The organism is Pseudoflavonifractor phocaeensis (assembly GCF_021531815.1).
Lineage (GTDB): Bacteria > Bacillota > Clostridia > Oscillospirales > Oscillospiraceae > Lawsonibacter > Lawsonibacter phocaeensis_A.
In genome coordinates this window covers 130073-149893 of sequence record NZ_JADYUM010000001.1, presented here as the reverse complement: position 1 = coordinate 149893, position 19821 = coordinate 130073, and the positions used below count along the sequence as shown (strand labels likewise).

General features: G+C 55.9%; 14 protein-coding genes, 2 tRNA genes and 1 pseudogene. 13 read left to right on the top strand and 4 right to left on the bottom strand.

The window, feature by feature from the left end:
- Positions 1-4 precede the first annotated feature (4 nt).
- The 6 genes from I6E42_RS00645 to I6E42_RS00625 all read left to right on the top strand — a co-directional run bounded on the left by I6E42_RS00645 (position 5) and on the right by I6E42_RS00625 (position 4680).
- Complete coding sequence (locus tag I6E42_RS00645) at positions 5-208, top strand: hypothetical protein (RefSeq protein ID WP_235369762.1); 204 nt, start codon at positions 5-7, stop codon at positions 206-208.
- A gap of 150 nt (positions 209-358) precedes the next feature.
- The gene (leuS, locus tag I6E42_RS00640; RefSeq protein WP_235369760.1) at positions 359-2788 is read left to right on the top strand and encodes a leucine--tRNA ligase; all 2430 of its coding nucleotides are present in this window, start codon (positions 359-361) and stop codon (positions 2786-2788) included.
- 135 nt (positions 2789-2923) lie between these two features.
- The gene (locus tag I6E42_RS12660) at positions 2924-3046 is read left to right on the top strand and encodes a hypothetical protein (protein WP_268841822.1); all 123 of its coding nucleotides are present in this window, start codon (positions 2924-2926) and stop codon (positions 3044-3046) included.
- Positions 3047-3176: 130 nt separating this feature from the next.
- Positions 3177-3359, top strand: a complete 183-nt coding sequence (rpsU, locus tag I6E42_RS00635) for a 30S ribosomal protein S21 (RefSeq protein ID WP_023348912.1) — start codon at positions 3177-3179, stop codon at positions 3357-3359.
- Positions 3360-3510: 151 nt separating this feature from the next.
- Positions 3511-3586: transfer RNA gene (locus I6E42_RS00630), tRNA-Ala, on the top strand.
- Positions 3587-3744: 158 nt separating this feature from the next.
- Positions 3745-4680, top strand: coding sequence for an ABC transporter substrate-binding protein (locus I6E42_RS00625; protein WP_235369758.1), 936 nt, complete (start codon positions 3745-3747; stop codon positions 4678-4680).
- Here the strand turns inward: I6E42_RS00625 and cobA are convergent.
- Positions 4677-6140 (bottom strand): uroporphyrinogen-III C-methyltransferase, encoded by a 1464-nt coding sequence (cobA, locus tag I6E42_RS00620; protein WP_235369757.1) that lies wholly within the window; start codon positions 6138-6140, stop codon positions 4677-4679. The two genes, I6E42_RS00625 and cobA, sit on opposite strands and share 4 nt — an antisense overlap.
- Positions 6137-6733, bottom strand: coding sequence for a precorrin-2 dehydrogenase/sirohydrochlorin ferrochelatase family protein (locus tag I6E42_RS00615; protein ID WP_235369755.1), 597 nt, complete (start codon positions 6731-6733; stop codon positions 6137-6139). Before I6E42_RS00615 ends, cobA begins: the two co-directional genes overlap by 4 nt.
- A 207-nt stretch (positions 6734-6940) precedes the next feature.
- Here I6E42_RS00615 and I6E42_RS00610 point away from each other — a divergent pair.
- A tRNA-Ala gene (locus I6E42_RS00610) sits at positions 6941-7016 on the top strand.
- 484 nt (positions 7017-7500) lie between these two features.
- Positions 7501-7602 (top strand): annotated as a pseudogene (locus tag I6E42_RS00605) (AbrB/MazE/SpoVT family DNA-binding domain-containing protein); the annotation flags it as partial.
- A 226-nt stretch (positions 7603-7828) separates the two neighbouring features.
- On the opposite strand, the gene I6E42_RS00600 reads toward I6E42_RS00605, so the two are convergent.
- Positions 7829-8071: a helix-turn-helix domain-containing protein gene (locus tag I6E42_RS00600; protein ID WP_235369754.1), complete on the bottom strand. Its 243-nt coding sequence runs from the start codon at positions 8069-8071 to the stop codon at positions 7829-7831.
- A 497-nt stretch (positions 8072-8568) separates the two neighbouring features.
- Here I6E42_RS00600 and I6E42_RS00595 point away from each other — a divergent pair, with 497 nt between their 5' ends.
- From I6E42_RS00595 to I6E42_RS00585, 3 genes are all read left to right on the top strand, one after another.
- A complete protein-coding gene (locus I6E42_RS00595) occupies positions 8569-10398 on the top strand; it encodes a sensor histidine kinase (protein WP_235369753.1) in 1830 nt (609 codons plus the stop codon).
- On the top strand, positions 10376-11146 hold the full coding sequence (locus tag I6E42_RS00590; RefSeq protein WP_235369752.1) for a response regulator: 771 nt from the start codon (positions 10376-10378) through the stop codon (positions 11144-11146). The genes I6E42_RS00595 and I6E42_RS00590 overlap by 23 nt, the downstream gene beginning before the upstream one ends.
- A 653-nt stretch (positions 11147-11799) precedes the next feature.
- Positions 11800-16578 (top strand): S-layer homology domain-containing protein, encoded by a 4779-nt coding sequence (locus I6E42_RS00585; RefSeq protein WP_235369751.1) that lies wholly within the window; start codon positions 11800-11802, stop codon positions 16576-16578.
- A 524-nt stretch (positions 16579-17102) separates the two neighbouring features.
- Here I6E42_RS00585 and I6E42_RS00580 read toward each other — a convergent pair.
- The gene (locus I6E42_RS00580; protein ID WP_235369750.1) at positions 17103-17309 is read right to left on the bottom strand and encodes a hypothetical protein; all 207 of its coding nucleotides are present in this window, start codon (positions 17307-17309) and stop codon (positions 17103-17105) included.
- A gap of 368 nt (positions 17310-17677) precedes the next feature.
- Between I6E42_RS00580 and I6E42_RS00575 the strand changes: the two genes are divergently transcribed.
- Entirely contained in the window at positions 17678-18853 is a 1176-nt protein-coding gene (locus tag I6E42_RS00575; RefSeq protein ID WP_235369749.1) for a hypothetical protein, read from the top strand.
- The gene (locus I6E42_RS00570; protein WP_235369748.1) at positions 18766-19152 is read left to right on the top strand and encodes a hypothetical protein; all 387 of its coding nucleotides are present in this window, start codon (positions 18766-18768) and stop codon (positions 19150-19152) included. The genes I6E42_RS00575 and I6E42_RS00570 overlap by 88 nt, the downstream gene beginning before the upstream one ends.
- The last annotated feature ends 669 nt before the right edge of the window (positions 19153-19821 follow it).

Here is a 19821-nt window from a genome sequence, read left to right as displayed (position 1 = left end):
TATCATGGCAGTGATCAAAACACAGTTCACGCTGCGGCTGAGCCTGGAAAGCCACGCAAAGCTGAAGAAAATCGCAATGGAAGAGGAACGTTCCATGACCAATATGATCGAATATCTGGTCAAAAAAGAAATTGCGCGCTATGAACGGGAAAACGGTCCCATTGAGCTGACAGAGGAGGATCTGTTCGGTCCGCCGGATGGTATTTGAACACTGAAAAAACGAGGCCGTTTTCCGCAAAATAGCCGTATTTTTCCGCCTCAGCCCTTGCAATCAGAGGCCCCTTCCGGTATAATATTACGGAATCGTTTCAAATATGAGCCGGTTTCCGGCCAAACAATACAGGAGAGCGTGATAGATTTGAAGTACGATTTTACCGCGATTGAGAAAAAGTGGCAGACTAAGTGGAAGGAAGAAAAGACCTTCGCCTGTCAGACCGGCGACACCAGCAAGCCCAAGTTCTACGGCCTGGTGGAGTTCCCCTATCCCTCCGGAAACGGCCTGCACGTGGGCCATGCCCGGCCCTACACCGCCATGGATGTGGTGGCCCGGAAGAAGCGGATGGACGGCTATAACGTGCTGTTCCCCATCGGCTTCGACGCCTTCGGCCTGCCCACGGAGAACTTTGCCATCAAGAACCACATCCACCCCGCCAAGGTGACCCACGACAACATCGCCAATTTCACTAAGCAGCTGGAGATGCTGGGCTACTCCTTCGATTGGGACCGGGTGGTCAACACCACTGACCCCAGCTACTACAAGTGGACCCAGTGGATCTTCCTCCAGCTGTGGAAGAAGGGTCTGGCCTATAAGACCACCATGCCTGTCAACTGGTGCACCTCCTGCAAGTGCGTCCTGGCCAACGAGGAAGTGGTAGAGGGCGTGTGTGAGCGCTGCGGCTCTCCCGTCATCCGCAAGGAGAAGAGCCAGTGGATGCTGAAGATCACCGCCTACGCCCAGCGGCTCATTGATGACCTGGACGATTTGGACTTCATCGAGCGGGTGAAGATCCAGCAGAAGAACTGGATCGGCCGGTCCACCGGCGCCGAGGTCACCTTCAAGGCCACCACCGGCGAGGACATCGTGGTGTACACCACCCGTCCTGACACCCTGTTCGGCGCCACTTATATGGTGCTGTCCCCTGAGCATGAGCTCATCCGCAAGTGGCTGGAGAGCGGTAAGCTGGCCAACGCCGATGATGTGGTGGCCTACCAGAAGGCTGCCGCCTCCAAGTCCGACCTGGAGCGCACCGAGCTGAACAAGGAAAAGACCGGCGTGTGCCTGGACGGCGTCCGGGGCGTCAACCCCGTCAACGGCAAGGAGATCCCCATCTTCATCTCCGACTACGTCCTGGCCACCTACGGCACCGGCGCCATCATGGCCGTTCCCGCCCACGATGACCGCGACTGGGAGTTCGCCAAGAAGTTCGGCTGTGAGATCATCGAGGTGGTCTCCGGCGGCGAGGACGTGCAGCAGGCCGCCTTTACCGCCAAGGACGATACCGGCATCATGGTCAATTCCGACTTCCTCAACGGCCTGACCGTCAAGGACGCCATCCCCGTCATCACCAAGTGGCTGGAGGAGAAGGGCATCGGCCATGCCAAGGTCAACTACAAGCTGCGCGACTGGGTGTTCTCCCGCCAGCGCTACTGGGGCGAGCCCATCCCCATGGTCTGGTGTGACAAGTGCGGCTGGCAGCCCATCCCCGAGGACCAGCTGCCCCTGCTGCTGCCCGAGGTGGAGAGCTACGAGCCCACCGACGACGGCGAGTCCCCCATCTCCAAGATGACCGATTGGGTGAACACCACCTGCCCCTGCTGCGGCGGCCCCGCCAAGCGTGAGACCGACACCATGCCCCAGTGGGCGGGTTCCTCCTGGTACTTCCTGCGGTATATGGACCCCCACAACGACAAGGAGCTGGCCTCCAAGGAGGCGCTGGAGTACTGGTCCCCCGTGGACTGGTACAACGGCGGCATGGAGCACACCACTCTCCACCTGCTGTACAGCCGGTTCTGGCACAAGTTCCTCTACGACATCGGCGTGGTGCCCACCAAGGAGCCCTACCAGAAGCGCACCTCCCACGGCATGATCCTGGGCGAGGGCGGCGAGAAGATGTCCAAGAGCCGCGGCAACGTGGTCAACCCCAACGACATTATCGAGCAGTACGGCGCCGATACCATGCGCACCTATATCATGTTTATCGGCGACTTTGAGAAGGCCGCCGCCTGGTCCGCCAATGCCGTCAAGGGCTGCAAGCGGTTCCTGGACCGGGTCTGGAACCTGGCTACCGAGCAGGAGCACGTGGGCGATGAGTATTCCAAGGTCAACGAGGTGGCCGTCCACAAGGCTATTAAGAAGGTATCCGAGGACATTGAGGCCATGAAGTTCAACACCGCCATTGCCGCGCTGATGGCCCTGGTCAACGACTTCTATGCCAACGGCGCTAGCCGGGGGGATATGAAAGCCCTGCTGCTGATGCTGTCCCCCTTCGCACCCCACATGTGTGAGGAGCTGTGGGAGATGGCCGGTTACGGCGGTCAGGTCTGCCTCCAGCCCTGGCCCGATTATGACGAGTCCAAGACCGTCACCGCCACCGTCCAGATGGCCGTCCAGGTCAGCGGCAAGGTAAAGGCCAACATCGTGGTGCCCGCCGACGCCTCCGACGAGGACATCGTGGCCGCCGCCCTGGCCGATCCCAAGGTGGCCAAGCTGGCGGAGGGCATGAAGCTGGTGAAGTCCATCGTGGTCAAGGGGAAACTGGTGAGCCTGATCTTCAAGCCCCAGGCGTAACGGCGGCCACGACCGCGCGAAAGCGCGGCGCGCCGGGTGGCGCGTAAATTCGGAGCGAAGCGGAGAATTGCGCAGGGCGAATTCACTTCGCTCGAGCATTTGAAAGTAAAGGGGTCCCCGCGGAGCGAAAGCTCCGTGGGGAAAGCTGCCGCCCTGGCCGATCCCAAGGTGGCCAAGCTGGCGGAGGGCATGAAGCTGGTGAAGTCTATCGTGGTCAAGGGCAAGCTGGTGAGCCTGATCTTCAAGCCCCAGGCGTAATTTACACCCCGTTCATAAATCTCCTCTTGACAGAGCGGCGAAAAATGAATATAATATCACTGTTAAAGCCATAAATATGGCCCTTACGTGGCAGGGGACGCCCCGCCGCGCCGGAGGGAGGGAAATATAAATGTCTGAAGTCCGTGTCAGAGAGAACGAGTCTCTGGAGAGCGCCCTGAAGCGCTTCAAGCGCAGCTGCGCCAAGTCCGGCGTGCTGGCCGAGGTCCGTAAGCGTGAGCATTACGAGAGCCCCAGCGTCAAGCGCCGCAAGAAGTCTGAGGCTGCCCGCAAGAACCGCAAGAAGTTCTACTAAGCCGTAAACCGCCGCAGCGAAAGCTGCGGCGGTTTTTTCAAACGGAAAACAAAAATGAAAAAATTAAAATTTGGGATTGACAAACTCGACAATATCTGATAAGATATTACTTGCGCTGAACGACACGGCAGTTTCGGCTCGGCAACAAAATGGGGGTATAGCTCAGCTGGGAGAGCGCTTGAATGGCATTCAAGAGGTCAGCGGTTCGATCCCGCTTATCTCCACCAAGAAAACCTGTAACTGAAAAGTTACAGGTTTTTCTTTTCTTTTTCTAAAGCAGAGGAATAAGAATGCGGCAGGTTGTGCCGTGCGCTGACGTTAGAAATCCGATCAGCAGGATAAACTACAAGGGAGCCGGTTGGAAGTGGAAAAGGAGGAGAACAGAATGCGAAAGTTGTTGTGTTTTATATTGACGGCATTTTTGCTGGCAGGCTGCGGGGGAACCGCGAAAAGTGAGCCCACTGCGGCGGAAAAGGGGGTGACGTTTACCGACGATCTGGGCCGTGCCGTGACGGTGGACGAGCCGAAGCGAGTGGCCGCGCTGATCGGCAGCTTTGCGGACATCTGGTGTCTGGCAGGCGGAAAAGAGACGTTGGTGGCGGCGGCCCACGATACCTGGACCAGCTTCGACCTGGGACTGGACCAGACAGTGGCCGACCTGGGCGAGATCAAGGAGCCCAATTTAGAGCTTCTGCTGGCCTCGCAGCCCGATCTGGTCCTGGCCAGCGCCAACACCGGGGCCCAGGTCGACCTGTTGGAGGCGCTGGAGGGCAGCGGCCTCAACGTGGCCTATTTTAAGGTGGCCGATTTTGGCGATTACCTCCGGATGCTGGACGTCTGTACCCAGATCACCGGTCAGCGGGAGAACTATGTGAAATACGGCCAGGACCTGGAGGAGCAGCGTCAGGCGGCCATTGACCGGGCGGATGGCAGTCGGCCCACGGTGCTCTATGTGCGGGCCACGGGCTCCAGCTGCAAGGTGAAAAACAGCCAGGACAGTGTGCTGGGGGAGATGCTGGCCGATCTGGACTGTGTCAACGTGGCGGACAGCGAGACCGGCCTGCTGGAGGAACTGAGCATGGAGGCTATCTTGGATGCCGATCCCCGGTTCATTTTTGTGGTTCTCCAGGGAGCGGACCCCACCGCCGCCCAGGAGACGCTGGACCGGACTCTTTTATCGGACCCGGCCTGGCAGAGCCTCACCGCCGTGAAGGAGGGGCGCTATCATGTGATGGACCACCAGCTGTATAATCTGAAGCCCAACGCCCGCTGGGGGGAGGCATACCAAAATCTGGCGGATATTCTGTATCCGGAGCGCTAAGCGCGGTCAGCCAGGATGGCCCGGACCATTCCCTGCACGGAGGTGTCCATGGGGACCAGGGGGACGGGGCCGCCCCGGTCCAGCAGCGCCTGTGCCGTGATTCCCCCAATACAGACGCATTTGACCTGGGAGGGGACCCTGCCATACCGCCGAAAGAACAGCTCTACGCCGCTGGCGCTGGAGAAGGTGAGGTAATCCAGCTGGGAGAGATCGCAGGAAGTCAGGTCGGGGTCTGACTGTAAATCGTAAAGAGGGATTTCCCGAACGTCGAGATCCTGCTCCCGCAGCAGGGCGGGAAGGACGGGAGAACCCTGGAAAGACCGGAGGAGGAGCAATTCTTCCTCCGGTTTTGCTTGCTTCCGCAGCGCCAGGCCCAACCCCCGGCTGGTGTATTCCGGCGGGCACAGGTCGGCCTGGAAGCCGTGCCGTGCCAGAGCGGCCCCGGTGGCAGCACCGATCACGGCGAATTTACAGGGATGGAGCCGGCGCAGGTCCACTTGCTGTTCCCACAGAAGCCGGAAGAACAGCTCTACCCCGTTGGCGCTGGTAAAGACCAGCCAACGCTGGTGTTCGTCGCGCAGGAAAGAGAGGTCCGGTTCCAATGTCCGCAGCAGGGTGCGTTCGGCCTGGACCACCGCGGCGCCCAGATCGGTTAATGCCGCTTCCAGCCGCCCGGTGACAGCGGCGGTCCCGGTGATCCCCACCCGTATTCCCCCAAGAGGGCCGGACAGGGTGGGGGACAGGTCCATGGCCGCCACCGGTCCCACCACGATGACGGCAGGGGGCTGCACTTCACGGGCAAGTTGGGTAATGGAATCCAGCGTGCCCCGCACCGTGGCGGGATGGGGGGCGTTTCCGCCGGAGATGACCGCCGCCGGGGTGGAGGGCGCTTTCCCGGCTGCCATCAGCCCGTCTGCCAGTTTGGAGAGCTGGCTCAGCCCCATGAGAAAAACCAGAGTCCCATCCAGCTTGGCCAGCTGCCCCAACTGGTCCGGCAGACTGTCAGGGGTGCGGGCGGTGTGTCCGGTGACGATGTGAACGCTCTGACTGATCCCACGGTGAGTGACGGGGATGCCGGCCAGGGCGGGGATCGCAATGGCGGAGGAGATGCCGGGAATCTCCTCATAGGAGATGCCGGCGGCCTGAAGGGCCAAGATCTCCTCGCCGCCCCGGCCGAAGACAAAGGGGTCTCCGCCCTTGAGACGGGCCACCCGCTTGCCCTCACGGGCGAGGGAGATCAGTGTCTCGTTGATCTCAGACTGAGGGGCGGAGTGCCGCCCCTGCCGTTTGCCCATATAGATGCGCTGCGCCTTGGGTGGGGCCAATTCCAGCAGCTTAGAGTCGATTAGGTCATCATAGACCACGGCGTCACAGCGGCCCAGACGCTCCATTCCACGCAAGGTGATGAGGTCCGCGGGGCCGCAGCCCGCGCCAATAAGATAGACGCATCCGGCAGTCATTTCAATCCCTCCTCCTGCAGCAGTTCCAAAAATTCCGCTTCGGTCAGCGGTCTGCCCTGATCCAGACAGGCGGTGAATAACGCGGCAAACAGGCGGGAACGCTGGACTTCCCCGGGGATGAGAGATTTCAAGCGGGGGCGCTGCTCTTCCAGCCAGTCGAGAATACGGTCAAAACGCTCCGGGAGGAGTGCGTTTATCTGCTCCTTCAGCCAGATGGCGGCGGTAGGGCTGGCGCCGCTGGTAGAAATCCCCACAGACAGACCGCCGCGCTTGACCAGGGCGGGGAACAGAAAAGAGCAGGCATCCCGGTCGTCCACTGCGTTTACCGGAATATTGCGTGCCCGGCAAAGGGCGGAGACTGTGCGGTTGAGGACCTGGTCGTCGGTGGCCGCGACCGCAAAAAAGACGCCCGCCAGATCGTCGGGAGAAAACTCACGCCGGGATAGAATGAGACCCGGGACCTGTTCCAGCTCCGGCAGAATATGGGGGGAGACAACCGTGAGGCGGGGGCCGTAGGGCAGCAGCTTCTGCACCTTCCGCAGGGCCACCGTCCCCCCACCGACAATGAGTCCCGGCTGACCGTCCAGCTCCATAAAAAAAGGAAAATATCCCATAGCTCGTTGCCGGGCGGACCCGGCACACCTCCTCGCTTCAACAGTTTGGCGAACGAGAACCTGTGCGTATGATTCTATTATAACACGGAAAGAAAAGAAATTTTAGGGGTTGACAAGAGAGAGAAATATGGTATAATAACACCTGCACTTGAGTGCTGGATGGAAAATCCACTGAAAAATAAATATGGGGGTATAGCTCAGCTGGGAGAGCGCTTGAATGGCATTCAAGAGGTCAGCGGTTCGATCCCGCTTATCTCCACCATCACAAAGAGATTGTGAACGAAAACCTCACTCCTTCGGGAGTGAGGTTTTCGCTTTATGTGGCGATGGCAATGATGTCCATGCCCAGCTGAACTGCTCAAAGTCAATGTTGAAATCAATGTGCAGTTTGTAGTCCCGGTAGACCTCTACCCGCTTCGCAATGTGCTAAAGGAGGCAAATTGATATGTCAGAACGGAAGAATCAGGATTTTTTCTGCAGCTGGAGTGTTTGAGTGTCTATCTTGCCCGAAAACGACAGGCTGGAGTGAAAAGACCGGAAGGACCGTTTGGGCCGGGACGCGGTACTTTGTCCCCGGGGGCGCATAAAAACAGCCTGTGCATGGCCTGAGGCGCAGTTTGATTTGTCTGGAATTTGGGGTACGGATTCGGAAAACATACCCAGGCAAAATCCTGCATAGCGCAACAATTCCTGCGGATACTAGGTTTTGCTTACCAAAATACAGAGCCACTGGAGGGATTTGTAATATGAAAGCAACAGGGATCGTGCGCCGGATCGACGATCTGGGACGGGTCGTGATCCCAAAGGAGATTCGGCGCACCATGAGAATAAGGGAAGGCGACCCGCTATTGAAATCATTGACAGTTGAAGAAAGAGCAATCCAGTACATAACTGAACTCGGAAAACGACTGGGTAGCTGAGGAAAGGCCTTGTTCGACGCAATACGCGTGGGGCAATGTTTTACTTCGTGAAAATAGGAACAATCGCGCCCGCCGGCTATTAAAAGTCGGTGGTCGCTGTTTTACATCAAATATAAAACAGGCAACGGCAGTTCAATCAATCTGCTGTTGCCTGTTACTTTATTTCCTGTTCCAACTCATTAAATTCCGGAGTGGAGAAGAATTCGCCCAATGTGATCTCCAATCCATCACATAGCTTTTTAATCGTTACCGTCCCCGGGTTCTGGCTTTCGCCGTTAAGGATACTTTTCACCGTAGCTTGCGGAACTGCGGCGAGATTGCTCAGCCCATTTGGGGTGATGCCGCGTTCTTTACAGAGCTGCCGTATTCGATTGGCTATTGCTTCTCTGGTGTTCATTTGAAAGCCTCCGGTCGATTTATCACTATTGATATGATAAACGAATGGAGGCGCTCCTATTAGCGATATTTCACTAACCCGCGGAAATATGGTATATTATTAGTGACAAATCACTATATAAAATAGGAGTTACAAATGAACATCTGCACATTCTTTGGACATCGTGACTGTCCGAGTTCTATAAAACAAAAACTCCATAATGTCATAATGAATCTGATATTGGTGTTGTAACTGTTGCAAAGAAAAATCAAGAAGGCTGCGCGGAAAGGACTGCCCATCATCTTGATCTACCCGGGCACAGGGGCGATAAGCCGCTTGGAGGGCTCTCAGACACATACGGTTGATGGCGCTTGAAAAAATAAGTGCCAAATAGATTCTTTCCTGCTATACTAATGGTTACAATGTGCGCTACACCCTGCCATGACGAAAGGGTAGCCAGCCGGAAACGGCAGGCCGGCTCTCTGAAGAAGCCTGCTTGGGTTGAAAAGGAGTTCTGTATGAAAAGCAAACGAACATACAACTGGCTTGTGAGCTTGATCTTATTCCTCCTTGCCGCCACCTGCCTGCTTACCATGATACTGAAGAGCAACCAGTCCTCTCTGTCCAAGCCGATGCTCCAGACCTTTACCGGGGAATACAGCCGGGATGGAGAGACATGGTATCCGCTGAATGACAATGCCGATTTGAACGCTCTGAATGGAGACCTGTTTCTTCGGGGACATCTCAGTTATGACAGTATGGGTGGAGGGCGGCTTTACTACTACCAGAACCACATCGGCGTCACCAGCTACCTCAATGGTGAATTTCTGTCCATTGACACCATATCAGAGTACGAAGAGAAGGGGCTTGTCCTGGAGCCATCTTTGTGCGGCAGCCGATGGAACTATATTATGTCTCCCGGCATTACCACAGAGGACGAGGTGGAGTTCCGTCTGCATAACCCACACAGCCATGGCAACAGCAGCGCATACCGGGACTTTCTGAACACGCTCTATGGTTCCCCCAACACATCTTATATATTGGAATCCTTCCTGAAACCCTACAGCTCTCCCCTCCAGATCGTGGGAATTGTGCTCGTCATCACGGCGCTGATTCTGCTGGGCGCGGCGCTGGCCTCCTGCTTTCTGCGTGTCCCGATGGGCGGCAGCTTGTGGAAGTGCGGTCTGCTGACCTTTTTTATGGGCGGCTTTGTGATACTGGACACCATTGGGATCTCTTTTGTCAGTGAACTGGTCGTATTCAACACCTACGCCCGGCAGCTGTGTATGATGCTGGCCGTCTATTGCCTGGGTCTGAGTGTGTGCGATACCCTTACGGGAATACCGCGAAAAACTGCGAATGCCGCCATGCTCCTCTCCGCCCTGCTGGACGCCACTCTGATTATGTCGTCTTTTATCGGCGTTACGGTCATCTACGACACGGGTTTCTGTTGGGCGGTCTCGCAGATGGTACTCTGTCCGCTGCTGATCGCCTGTACCGCTGTGGAATGGTATCATCAGAAAAAGAAAAACCATATCGTCCTGCTTTCTCATATATTCCTGCTGTCTGCTGTTTTGCTGGACATTGCCGGCGTGGGCCGGAGCATCTATTCCCACGGCACCTGCACAAAGGCCGTGTTTGCCCTGCTGTTCGTGCTGTATATGGTGGGGGTAGTCAGGAATATCGTGATCGACCACCGGGGATCCATACAGGCAAAGCAGATGGAGCGGGAACTGGAGGACAGCCGCATCGCCATCACCCTCAGCCAGCTGCAGCCCCACTTCATCTATAATGTGCTCAATTCCATCTACCATCTCTGTGACCGGGATCCCAAGCTGGCCCAGGAGACGGTGGACAAGTTTTCCGACTATCTGCGCAACAACATGAAATCCATTGAGCAGAAAGAGCCCATCCCCTTTGAAGAGGAGTATCAGCATATCCAGGCCTACCTCTCCCTGGAAAAGATCCGGTTCAAGACGCTGGAGATCATCTACGATATTGACATCGTCAACTTTATGCTGCCTCCGCTGACGGTGCAGCCTCTGGTGGAAAACGCCGTGAAGCACGGAGTGACCAAGAAACGGGGCGGCGGCTCCGTCACCATCTCCACCCGGGAGACGGAGGAGGCGTACCTTGTCATGGTCATTGATACCGGGGTGGGGTTTGACCCCGAGCGGTATCCGGAGGACGGCAAGGTGCATATCGGCATCAAGAATGTGCGGGAGCGGCTACAAAATATGGTAAATGGGACCCTTTCCATCACCAGCGCCCCCGGCAATGGGACCACGGCTGTGGTCACAATCCCGAAAAAGGAGGCGGGCAGAAATGAAGATCATCGCGTTGGATGATGAAGAACTGGCGCTGGAAGGGCTGATGGCCGCGATCCGCGCCTGTGCCCCAAACGCGGAGCTGCACGGCTTTTCCTATGCCGAGGATGTGCTGGTGTTCCTCCGGGATCATAGCTGTGACGTGGCCTTTCTGGATGTGGAGATGGCGGGTATCAACGGCGTGGAGCTGGCCGAGCAGCTCAAGCTACGCAATCCGGACGTCAACCTCATCTTTGCCACAGGCTTTTCCAGCTACCAGGGCAGCGCCTTTGCCCTTCACGCCAGCGGCTATCTGATGAAACCCATCACAGCGGAAAAGGTGAAGAGAGAGCTGGACAATCTGCGCCGCCCGGTACCGGAAGAGAAGCGCATTCAAGTGCAGTGTTTCGGAAATTTTGAGGTCTACCTGGACGGCATTCCCCTGGAGTTCAAATACCACAAGACGAAGGAGCTGCTGGCCTATCTGGCGGACCGGAAGGGCGCCCTCTGCACCAATGGCGAGATCATCACCAATCTGTTCGGTGACGACAACCATGAGGCTTATCTGCGCAGTCTCCGGAAGGATCTGCTGGACACGCTGGAAGCGGCGGGGTGTGCAGATGTCATCACCCAGCAGCGGGGCAGATTGGGCATCGTACCCCAGGCCATCCGCTGCGACTATTACGACTGGTGTGACGGCAAAAAGATGGGAAACGCCTATCTTGGGGAATACATGGCCCAATACGGTTGGAGCGAATACACCAATGCCGCGCTGCAGCAGATAACTTGAGGGACAATACCGCGTAACAGGGCAGGAAATTTTTTGATTTCCTGCCCTATTTTTGCCTATATGCAACGGTTCTGCAACGTTCGGATTGCTAAAATTACAATGTAGACATTTGGGAATGGGAAGTGATATAATAACATTTATGGCAGTGGATTAAAACCGGGAAAGGCTTACGGAGCTGACCAGACTGCTGTTGGAAGCGTTTCCCGGCAGTGTGATCTACCAGCATACCAACCCGCTGCAAGCGCCAAAGGATGTGCGTAATAACCGTGTGGATGCTGTTTTCTTACAGCTTGATATGGGGAATCTGGGTGGGCAGAACTGCTGCGGGAGAGTCTGAGCGGGGTCTTACGGGATGGCGTACCCGGACTGCGAAAAGCCTGTGTATGGGGAGCATTCTCAATATCCAGCGGATAACCCAAGGAGGTGGATACGCCCGGCGTGACCGGCTTTGACCCGACCCGCGCCCTGTGGGAAATGGACGGACACGCAGAGTAAGGGCATCACCGCATCATTCTGCAAGAGTGCTTTTCGCATATTTGTTGTCGGCTTGTTGTACCTTGCCGGCTATACGATAAAAAGCAAATGTTTCTCGCCCTGGATTTGGACGAGCATGGATAAAATAATTTAGGAGAGAAACAAAGGAGTAACTTTTCATGGAAACTACACAGAAAAAACAGTGGTGGCACAGACTGGGCGCTGTGCTTTTCAGCATTCTTTTGATGATTGCCCTTGCTGCAGGCCTGTACTGTGGCACGGCCTATGCCGCGGAAGGCACCCAGAGCATCCAGAAGAATCTGCTCAACGGCAGCTTCGAGGAGGGGCAGAGCTGGAGCGGTGATTATAGCCAGCCGGATCAGAGCGCGGTTCCTGCCTGGAACACCACGGCGTTCCAGGGCAAGATCGAGCTGTTCCGAAAAAATACCGGTATCTATATACCGGGTGTTGAGCTGAAGCCGACGGACGGGACATATGCGGCGGAGCTGAACGCCGACGAGGAGAGTACGCTCTACCAGATCGTTGACACCTACGACTCCAGCGTGTACGAATGGGGACTGGATCACGGCGCCCGCAACGGCACCGATATTATGGCTCTGGTGATCGGGCCGAATCAAAGTGAGCGCCCCTCCAAGCCCAGCAAGGACGGGCGCGACCAGTTCATGCAGATGGTAGACTGGCTGAATTCTGATGCGAATCCCGAAATTAAAGATGCAATCAGCGGGATCGCAGCGGGCGCAGAACCGCAGCAGTATACCCTTTACAGTAAAAAATTCGGTACGCATGGCTCCTTTCTTGACAATCAGGGCAACAACGCCTTCAGCCTGACGCCCAGCACGATCTATACCGAAGAATGGCATATCTGGATCCTATCAAGCAACAAGGCCGGCACCGGCGTTACGGAAAACCCGTGGAGCCACTTTGGCTCCAATGGGGAAAACGACGAAGAGAATGCGAGCGGTTCCCAGAGCAACGGGCTGGATTTGAACAAATATTACCTCTACACTGTTCCGGCGGGGCAAACAAAGACGCTGTTCGGCTTTGTGTCCGTGGGATATGTGGATTCGATCACGACAGCTGACAAGGCAAAGACCTACGGCAATTTCGTGGACAACATCAATTTCACGCTCTACCATCCCTTCTCCGGAAGCTCTACCACCCACGGTAGCGCTGTTATCAAAGGCAGCGACGGCTCTGCCATCGGCGGCGACGCCAGCAGCACCGGCGGACTGACCACTTACATCAAAGACGGCGAGACACTGACCGTACAGGCGATCGTCAAGCAGGCGGACGTTGCTGGGGGCTGCGAGTTTGTCGGACTCTATTACACCTATCGCGACGGCGCGGGCACTTTGAAAACCGACTTCTTACAGCTTGCCGGGAATGAAGTCAGCGAATCTGCCACTGACGAAGAAAAGGTCGGAAAGTGGATCAAGTCCACAGGCACTAACGGCGATATCACTTACACTTATTATCTGAGAAACCTGACGTCAAGCGTTGATCTGCACTTTGTCTTTATCAAGAACCCGACCATCACCTATGACCCCAACGGTGGTCTGCCTTATGTGGTTAGACAAACAGGCAATGGTGAGACGGACAACAACGTCTACAGCTTCAAGCCAAATTCCGGCGAAGGAATATCAATTGAGAACAGCTTCATCGCGCCGTATGTCTCCCATGCGGCGGAAGGGCAGAATGATGGATGGAAATTCATGGGCTGGAAGCTGACCGGCGATACGGTGGATACTATTCCGTCCGGTGTCGTTCAGGTGAACGCGGACAAGTTGGGTTCGCTGATCCTGCCTGCCGAGCACACCTTAGCGTGCGACTATGTACTGGGTGGGAACAATGGTGTAGGCGCGCCGCAGTATTTCAAGATCTATAACGGCTATGTGACGCTGAACAAACAGGTTCAGCAGAACGCTACCAGCGGAGTCACCGGTGTGACCTGGACGACGGACAACAGCGGAACAACCCCATCCTATGCCAATCTCCACAAGGGCCTGACCATGGTGGCGCAGTGGCGCTGGCGGCAGGCCTTTGTGCCGCAGAAGCACACGGACGAAGGCTACGTCGCTTCTGCCGAAGGCGGCACGGTGGAGATCACCAGCGTGACGAATACTTCTGACGAGAATTACAACGATGCCTATAATAGCAACGGCGGCAAGGCCTATTTCGCTGCGGGCAATGAACAAGTGACTGTCAAGGCCACGCCGGCATCCGGCTATGTCTTTGAGGGCTGGTACGGCGAGGATGGCAAGCTCATCACCACAAACCCAATTTACAGCTATGCGGTAACGACAAACAGCGTCAAGACCTGCTATGCCCGCTTTTCCAACACGGTGACGCAGACCTACAAACGGCAGGTCATGGATGTGGACAGCAGGGCATGGGAAGAAACAACTGACGATACGATCGGCACCCTCGGCCGCTACACCTATGCCGATGCGGTGGGCACGCCGATCAGCTCCACTGCGAGGGCAGGGGAGGGCTACAAGTTTGTGGGTTGGTATAATGCTGAGGGTACTCCGGTCGATGATTCCATGCTGACCAACGACGGCGCGACCATCAGCTATACCATCACCGAAACTAAAACTTACTATGCGCGGTTTAAAAAGAATGTTGCGATCACGGTGACGGGCAACAGCGAAACCGTAACCTACGACGGCAACCCCCACAGCGTCAGCGGCTATTCCGTTGCGTATACTTGGAACGGCACAACGAGCAACTCGAAGCCCGACTTTCTCACTTTGACCGAGCCTGACAGCAATGCACCTTGTGTTACCGCCAGCGAGACTAACGCTGGAACCTACACGATGGCGCTGAGCGCCAGAGATTTTTCGGTGAAGAATAGCTCCGGAGTTTATGCGTATACGCTGCAGGTCATTCCCGGCAAACTGACGATCAACAAGGCCACCCGCACGATCACGGCGACGGATTACAACGCGCCCTATGACGGCGAGGCCCACGGGATCACCGTAACCGGTACAACGGAGGGCGACACGGTGACCTACCGCACGGACAACGCCACATGGACGGGGACGCCGCCCACGCGCACCAACGTGCAGGAGGCGAAGACCATCTGGGTGAAGGTGGAAAATCCGAACTATAAGACGGCCACGGCCAGCGCGACCATCACCATCACCAAGCGCCCGGTCACCATCACGGTGGACAATGCGGAAAAGTCCTACCATGAACCGGATCCGACCTTTACCGGCAGCATTACAAGCGGATCCCTGGTCAACGCGGGTGACCTTGGCACGATCACCTATTCCAGAACCAATCCGGCGGATTCCGGCGTCGGCATCTATCAGGATGTGCTGACTGCAAGCTATACGGCCAACGGCAACTATGAAGTCACACTCGTTCCGGGAACCTTCACCATTAAGAGCACGGTGATCAGCGGTGCGGCGGTGGTGGTGTCCGGCGGCTCCAAGGTCTACGACGGAACGCCGTTTGCAGTAACTGCAACGCTGACGAATGAAGCAACGGGCTACACGATCCGATATTCTACGAATAACGGCACAAACTGGAGTGAAACGGCGCCGAGTGTGACCAACGCCGCAGAGGGGGAAAAGACGGTTCTCGTCAAGGCAACGCAGACGGGACACGTTGATCTGGTCTGTGATCCAGTCACCATTCAGATCACGAAGCGCCCTATCACGATTACTGCGAACAGCGGCGAGAAGTTCTACGACGGCACGGCGCTGACAAGCGGGTTCACCTACACGCTGCCGACATCGACGCTGCCTCATGAGGGCCTTGTGGGCGGACAGGAACTCACAGCAACGACGACCGGAAGCCTGACAGAAATCGGCAGCGTGGACAATACGGTGGGTGATGTCGTGATCAAGCGCGACGGACAGGATGTGACGGAAAACTATGCCATCACCCGTGTGGACGGCCTGCTAACCGTCAAGGCGGCGGAGGGTATCGCTGTGAGCAAGACCCCGGCGCAGATTGAGGTGTATGCAGGCAGCGATGTGGTCTGGACGGTTACGGTCGAAAACAACGGCAGCCATGACGCCAAAGGGCTGACGCTAACCGACGATCTGGAGGGGATTGCCATCACGGCGCCTGCCGGCATTGATCCCGCGGACTTTTCAGTACCCGCAGGCGGTACGGTCGAGTTTACGGTCAAACTTCCCGACGCGGCCGCCGGAACCTATGTGAACCATGTATCGGTCACGCAGCCGAAAGCGGATTCGACGACTGTGAAGCTGGCCGAGGCTGACGCAGCGGCAGTCACTGTCCGCACACCGCCCGCTCCTTCTACCGGGGGCAACAGACCTACCCCGCCGACCAAGGAAGAAACATACATCATGGACTACCGCGATTGCACTGCGAACACCGCCTGCCCCATCTGGCCCTACACCGATGCGGATGCAAAGGCGTGGTATCACGACGGCGTCCACTTCTGCCTGGAAAACGGGCTGATGGTGGGCTATGGGGACAACACCTTCAAGCCTGATGCGCCCACCACCCGTTCCATGCTCATCGTGATGCTGTGGCGTCTGAACGGCAGTCCCGTGGTCAATTACGCACTGGACTTTGACGATGTGGCGGAAGACGCCTGGTATACGGAGGCTGTCCGCTGGGCGAAATCCGAAGGCGTGGCCGGTGGCTACGGCAACGGGAAGTTTGGTCCCAACGGCACGCTGACCCGCGAGCAGATGGTGACGATACTGTTCCGTTATGCCCAGTGCAAGGGCTACGATGTGAGCGTCGGTGAGTACACCAATATCCTCTCCTTCGGCGATGCGACCACCGTGGCAGAATACGCCATCCCCGCCATGCAGTGGGCCTGCGGCTCCGGCGTAGTGGGTGGCAAGGACGCGGCCGATGGCAGCGGCCTGATTCTCGATCCCAAGGGCAGCACCACCCGCGCCCAAATGGCAACTATGGTGATGCGCTTCTGTGCGGAGATCGTGAAGTAACTCTATACAGGAAAAGCCGCTGCAAAGCAACGGCAAAGCAAGCGCAAAAGAAGCGGCGGCTGGAATAGAATGTTCCATGCCGCCGCTTCTTTGTACATTGTTCCATAAAAAACGAAGCCGGCGAATTGTTCGGCAGAACTGCACTGATGGTACAGCTCAAAAAATGTCCTTCTCAATGCGACACCATCGAAAAGGGCAGGTAGAGTCATCACATTCATCAGGACGAAATGACCCTATAACCAATGGAGGCGTTTGCTCGGAAGAAATATTCCTGAAGCGCAATACAGTACTGCAAAAGGACATAAAAGAGTTACAGTCTGGCATTGAAGAATCAGAGGAAATCTGTCATCATAAAAACGAATACGAGCAAATGAGAGAAATCTTCCTGCCTACAACGGCGCACATTCCGGACTACTATGACTGGATGATAGCAGAGGAAAGAATCGAGTGTGGAAATTGCTGATGGAAGAATACTATATATACCTACGAAATCATTCCGTGGGTATAAGGCCTTTTTGATTCAATCATTCTTCTGTTTTGGCTTTCTTCTCATCCCGCTCAATGGCTTCGTTCACCGCGCGATAGATAAAGGCGTTGGTGGATTCGCCCTGAGCCTTGGCGTGCTCCTGAATGCGGGATTTCTGTCCAACAGGCACCCGAAAAGTGATTCCCTCCAGTTTTTCGGCAATGAATTTTTTCTTTGCTCTGCGCTTGGCTTCATCAGTAGACATTACGCACCTCCACCTTCTATTGATGGTATCAGTATAAGTCATTCTGACTTCTTTGTCTATATGGTCAGTTTTAACATATCTGCACTCAGATATTCGTGAGATTCGTGCATTGATATCTGAGTGCAGATATTGTAAGATATAATCAGAAAATAAAAAACACGGCAGTGATGGAGTGTTGCGACCACTCCACCACCTGCGCAGGTGATGCGACCACCTACACAACGGGATTCCCCGCACCGATAGGGATAGTATATCCTTTTTTACGAGGCGGGGCAAGAGGAATGTTGTAAGATCCTCCCGCACGATGTAGGACGATGGCCTGCACCGTGCGTTTTGTTTTCAAAAAACAAATTTTGGAGGAAAACATTATGACAGAAATCACCATCCGTAAGAGCAGTAACATCCCCGACGGCAAGGAACTTTTTGAGGGTATCAGCGGTAACTTCCACGACTTCGGTCAGACCCTCTGCGAGCTGATCGACAATCCGATCTCCAACTTTCTGGCCCACAAGATCCAGGGTCTCATCGAGCTCACCCTGGAGGATCACGACAGCTATGTGGATGTCATGATCCGCGACAACGGCACCGGTATCGGGGATCTGGACACCGCCCTGACCATTGCTGCGCGGTCCTGCGCTCAGTCCCTTCTGAATGAGCACGGCATGGGCCTGAAGCACGCCCTGGCGTCCATTGACGCCGGAGAGACCCAGCACTGGAGCATCCAGACCCGGACGGTGGAGGACGCCGCTCACGACCGCTACCAGAGAGTGGAAAGCCCCTATGGCATCGGTATGCCCGTGTATCTTGTCCCGGGCAGCGGGGACATCGTGGGCAGCACCGGTACGGTGGTCCGTGTGCGCTGCCCCATGCACAAGTTCCTCTCCCTGAAACCCACCGGGCGTAAGGATACCCCCACCTTCACGGAGACGGCAGCGTACCTGAAGGAAACCCTGCGCTACACTTACGCCAATCTGCTCCGGGACGAGGTGTTCTCCATCATCTTTACGACCATCAGCAAGGATGGCGTCCCCGATGATGAGTGGATCACCGAGCCTCTGGAGCCCAACTGGAAGGATGGGTGCACGGTGCTGCCCCCGGTGGAAACCGACTTGGGCGGCGGCAGCGTGACCATCTGCTGCCGCTACGGCAGCATCCGCCGGGGAAAGAAAAACGCGTTCTTCTATAGGGCGAATATGGCCTCCAGCGGCGCGGAAATCCGAATCAACGGCCGCGCCATCCAGCATGGGTTGTACAACGAAATCTGGGGGAAGGCGCTCCACCCCAACCAGAACCGCTTCATCGCCCAGATCGATATCCTAAGTGATCAGGTGGACGCCCTGCCCGACACCAAGGCAGCGAAAACGGTCTGCGCGAGGACGATGAGAAGGTGGCCGCGCTGTTCCTCTGGATCCGGACCAATATTCCCGAGCCCATTAAGGAGGAGGGGCGTGAGCAGATGCTGGTACGCCTGTTGGCGGAGAAAAAGGCGGCGGAAGAGGACGTCCTGCGGGTCTCCACCGAGAAGAACCTGTACCAGTGCCTGAAGCTACAGATCAAGTCAGATCTGTTTGTCAGCAGTATGGAGGGCGTCACCCTGTACGAGGCGAAAGCCGGCGGCAGCAAGGCGGAGGACGTGTACCAGTTACGGATGTATCACGACGGCTGCATCGCCGATGACATGGAAGTTCGAGAGGCGGTGCTCATCGCCCAGCGCCATCCCGAAACGGTGAAGGCTCTGCTGGCGGAGCTGAACCGCCAGAACGACAAGAAGGGCAACCCCTACCACTTTGCCTTGTCCACTTGGGAAGAGGAGGGCATTGTCCTCCCGCCCGATGTGGAATAATCCATAGAACTCACTTAGGGAGCCGGAGAAATCCGGCTCCCTATTTTATCCGTGTTATTCCGTTTTCGGAACAATATCCGCTTTAAAATCCTTATTTTTGATTCAAAACCAATTAATTTAAAATTATTCTTGCATTTTAAAACATCTTGATGTATACTTGATTTACAAAGTTTCTTTCTTATGTGTGATTTCATTTTTCACACACTGTTTCTATCAATCGTGTCTGTTATGCCGATTAGTTTCCTTGCTTTTTTGTTTGTGTCGAGGTGTACTATGTCTATCCATAGTTACTTCGACTTTTTTATTTTCCACAGAGTTTAATTCTGATTCATTTGGAATCAGAACAATGATTATCAAAGAGAATTACAATGTGCCCACCTTGGTGGGTGAGATACAGAAAATCCATCGTCAGGAGGCAGTTTTGCATCCTGACGATTTTATATATATACGACATGAGACCAGCTGTTATCATGTCCCAATTTCCCCCTCCCCCAGCACCACGCCGCTTAACGTGACCCGCTCGCGCCCTCGGAGATTGGCGCCTGATCCGCTTGGCCGCGGACAGAAATGAACCATGGGACGAAACACCCCCTTATTGTGTGTTGTGACGGTAAATACAACGCTCAGCGTAGGGGGCCAGCCACCCCCTCCGCGCAAGCCTACAAGGCT

Bases quoted from the DNA above. Each gene is read 5' to 3' on its own strand.
- cobA (WP_235369757.1), bottom strand. From the start codon at position 6,140: ATGACTGCCGGATGCGTCTATCTTATTGGCGCGGGCTGCGGCCCCGCG.
- I6E42_RS00580 (WP_235369750.1), bottom strand. From the start codon at position 17,309: ATGTCTACTGATGAAGCCAAGCGCAGAGCAAAGAAAAAATTCATTGCC.
- I6E42_RS00575 (WP_235369749.1), top strand. From the start codon at position 17,678: ATGACAGAAATCACCATCCGTAAGAGCAGTAACATCCCCGACGGCAAG.
- I6E42_RS00595 (WP_235369753.1), top strand. From the start codon at position 8,569: ATGAAAAGCAAACGAACATACAACTGGCTTGTGAGCTTGATCTTATTC.
- I6E42_RS00590 (WP_235369752.1), top strand. From the start codon at position 10,376: ATGAAGATCATCGCGTTGGATGATGAAGAACTGGCGCTGGAAGGGCTG.
- I6E42_RS00570 (WP_235369748.1), top strand. From the start codon at position 18,766: ATGCTGGTACGCCTGTTGGCGGAGAAAAAGGCGGCGGAAGAGGACGTC.
- I6E42_RS00585 (WP_235369751.1), top strand. From the start codon at position 11,800: ATGGAAACTACACAGAAAAAACAGTGGTGGCACAGACTGGGCGCTGTG.
- I6E42_RS00615 (WP_235369755.1), bottom strand. From the start codon at position 6,733: ATGGAGCTGGACGGTCAGCCGGGACTCATTGTCGGTGGGGGGACGGTG.
- I6E42_RS00625 (WP_235369758.1), top strand. From the start codon at position 3,745: ATGCGAAAGTTGTTGTGTTTTATATTGACGGCATTTTTGCTGGCAGGC.
- rpsU (WP_023348912.1), top strand. From the start codon at position 3,177: ATGTCTGAAGTCCGTGTCAGAGAGAACGAGTCTCTGGAGAGCGCCCTG.
- I6E42_RS00600 (WP_235369754.1), bottom strand. From the start codon at position 8,071: ATGAACACCAGAGAAGCAATAGCCAATCGAATACGGCAGCTCTGTAAA.
- I6E42_RS00645 (WP_235369762.1), top strand. From the start codon at position 5: ATGGCAGTGATCAAAACACAGTTCACGCTGCGGCTGAGCCTGGAAAGC.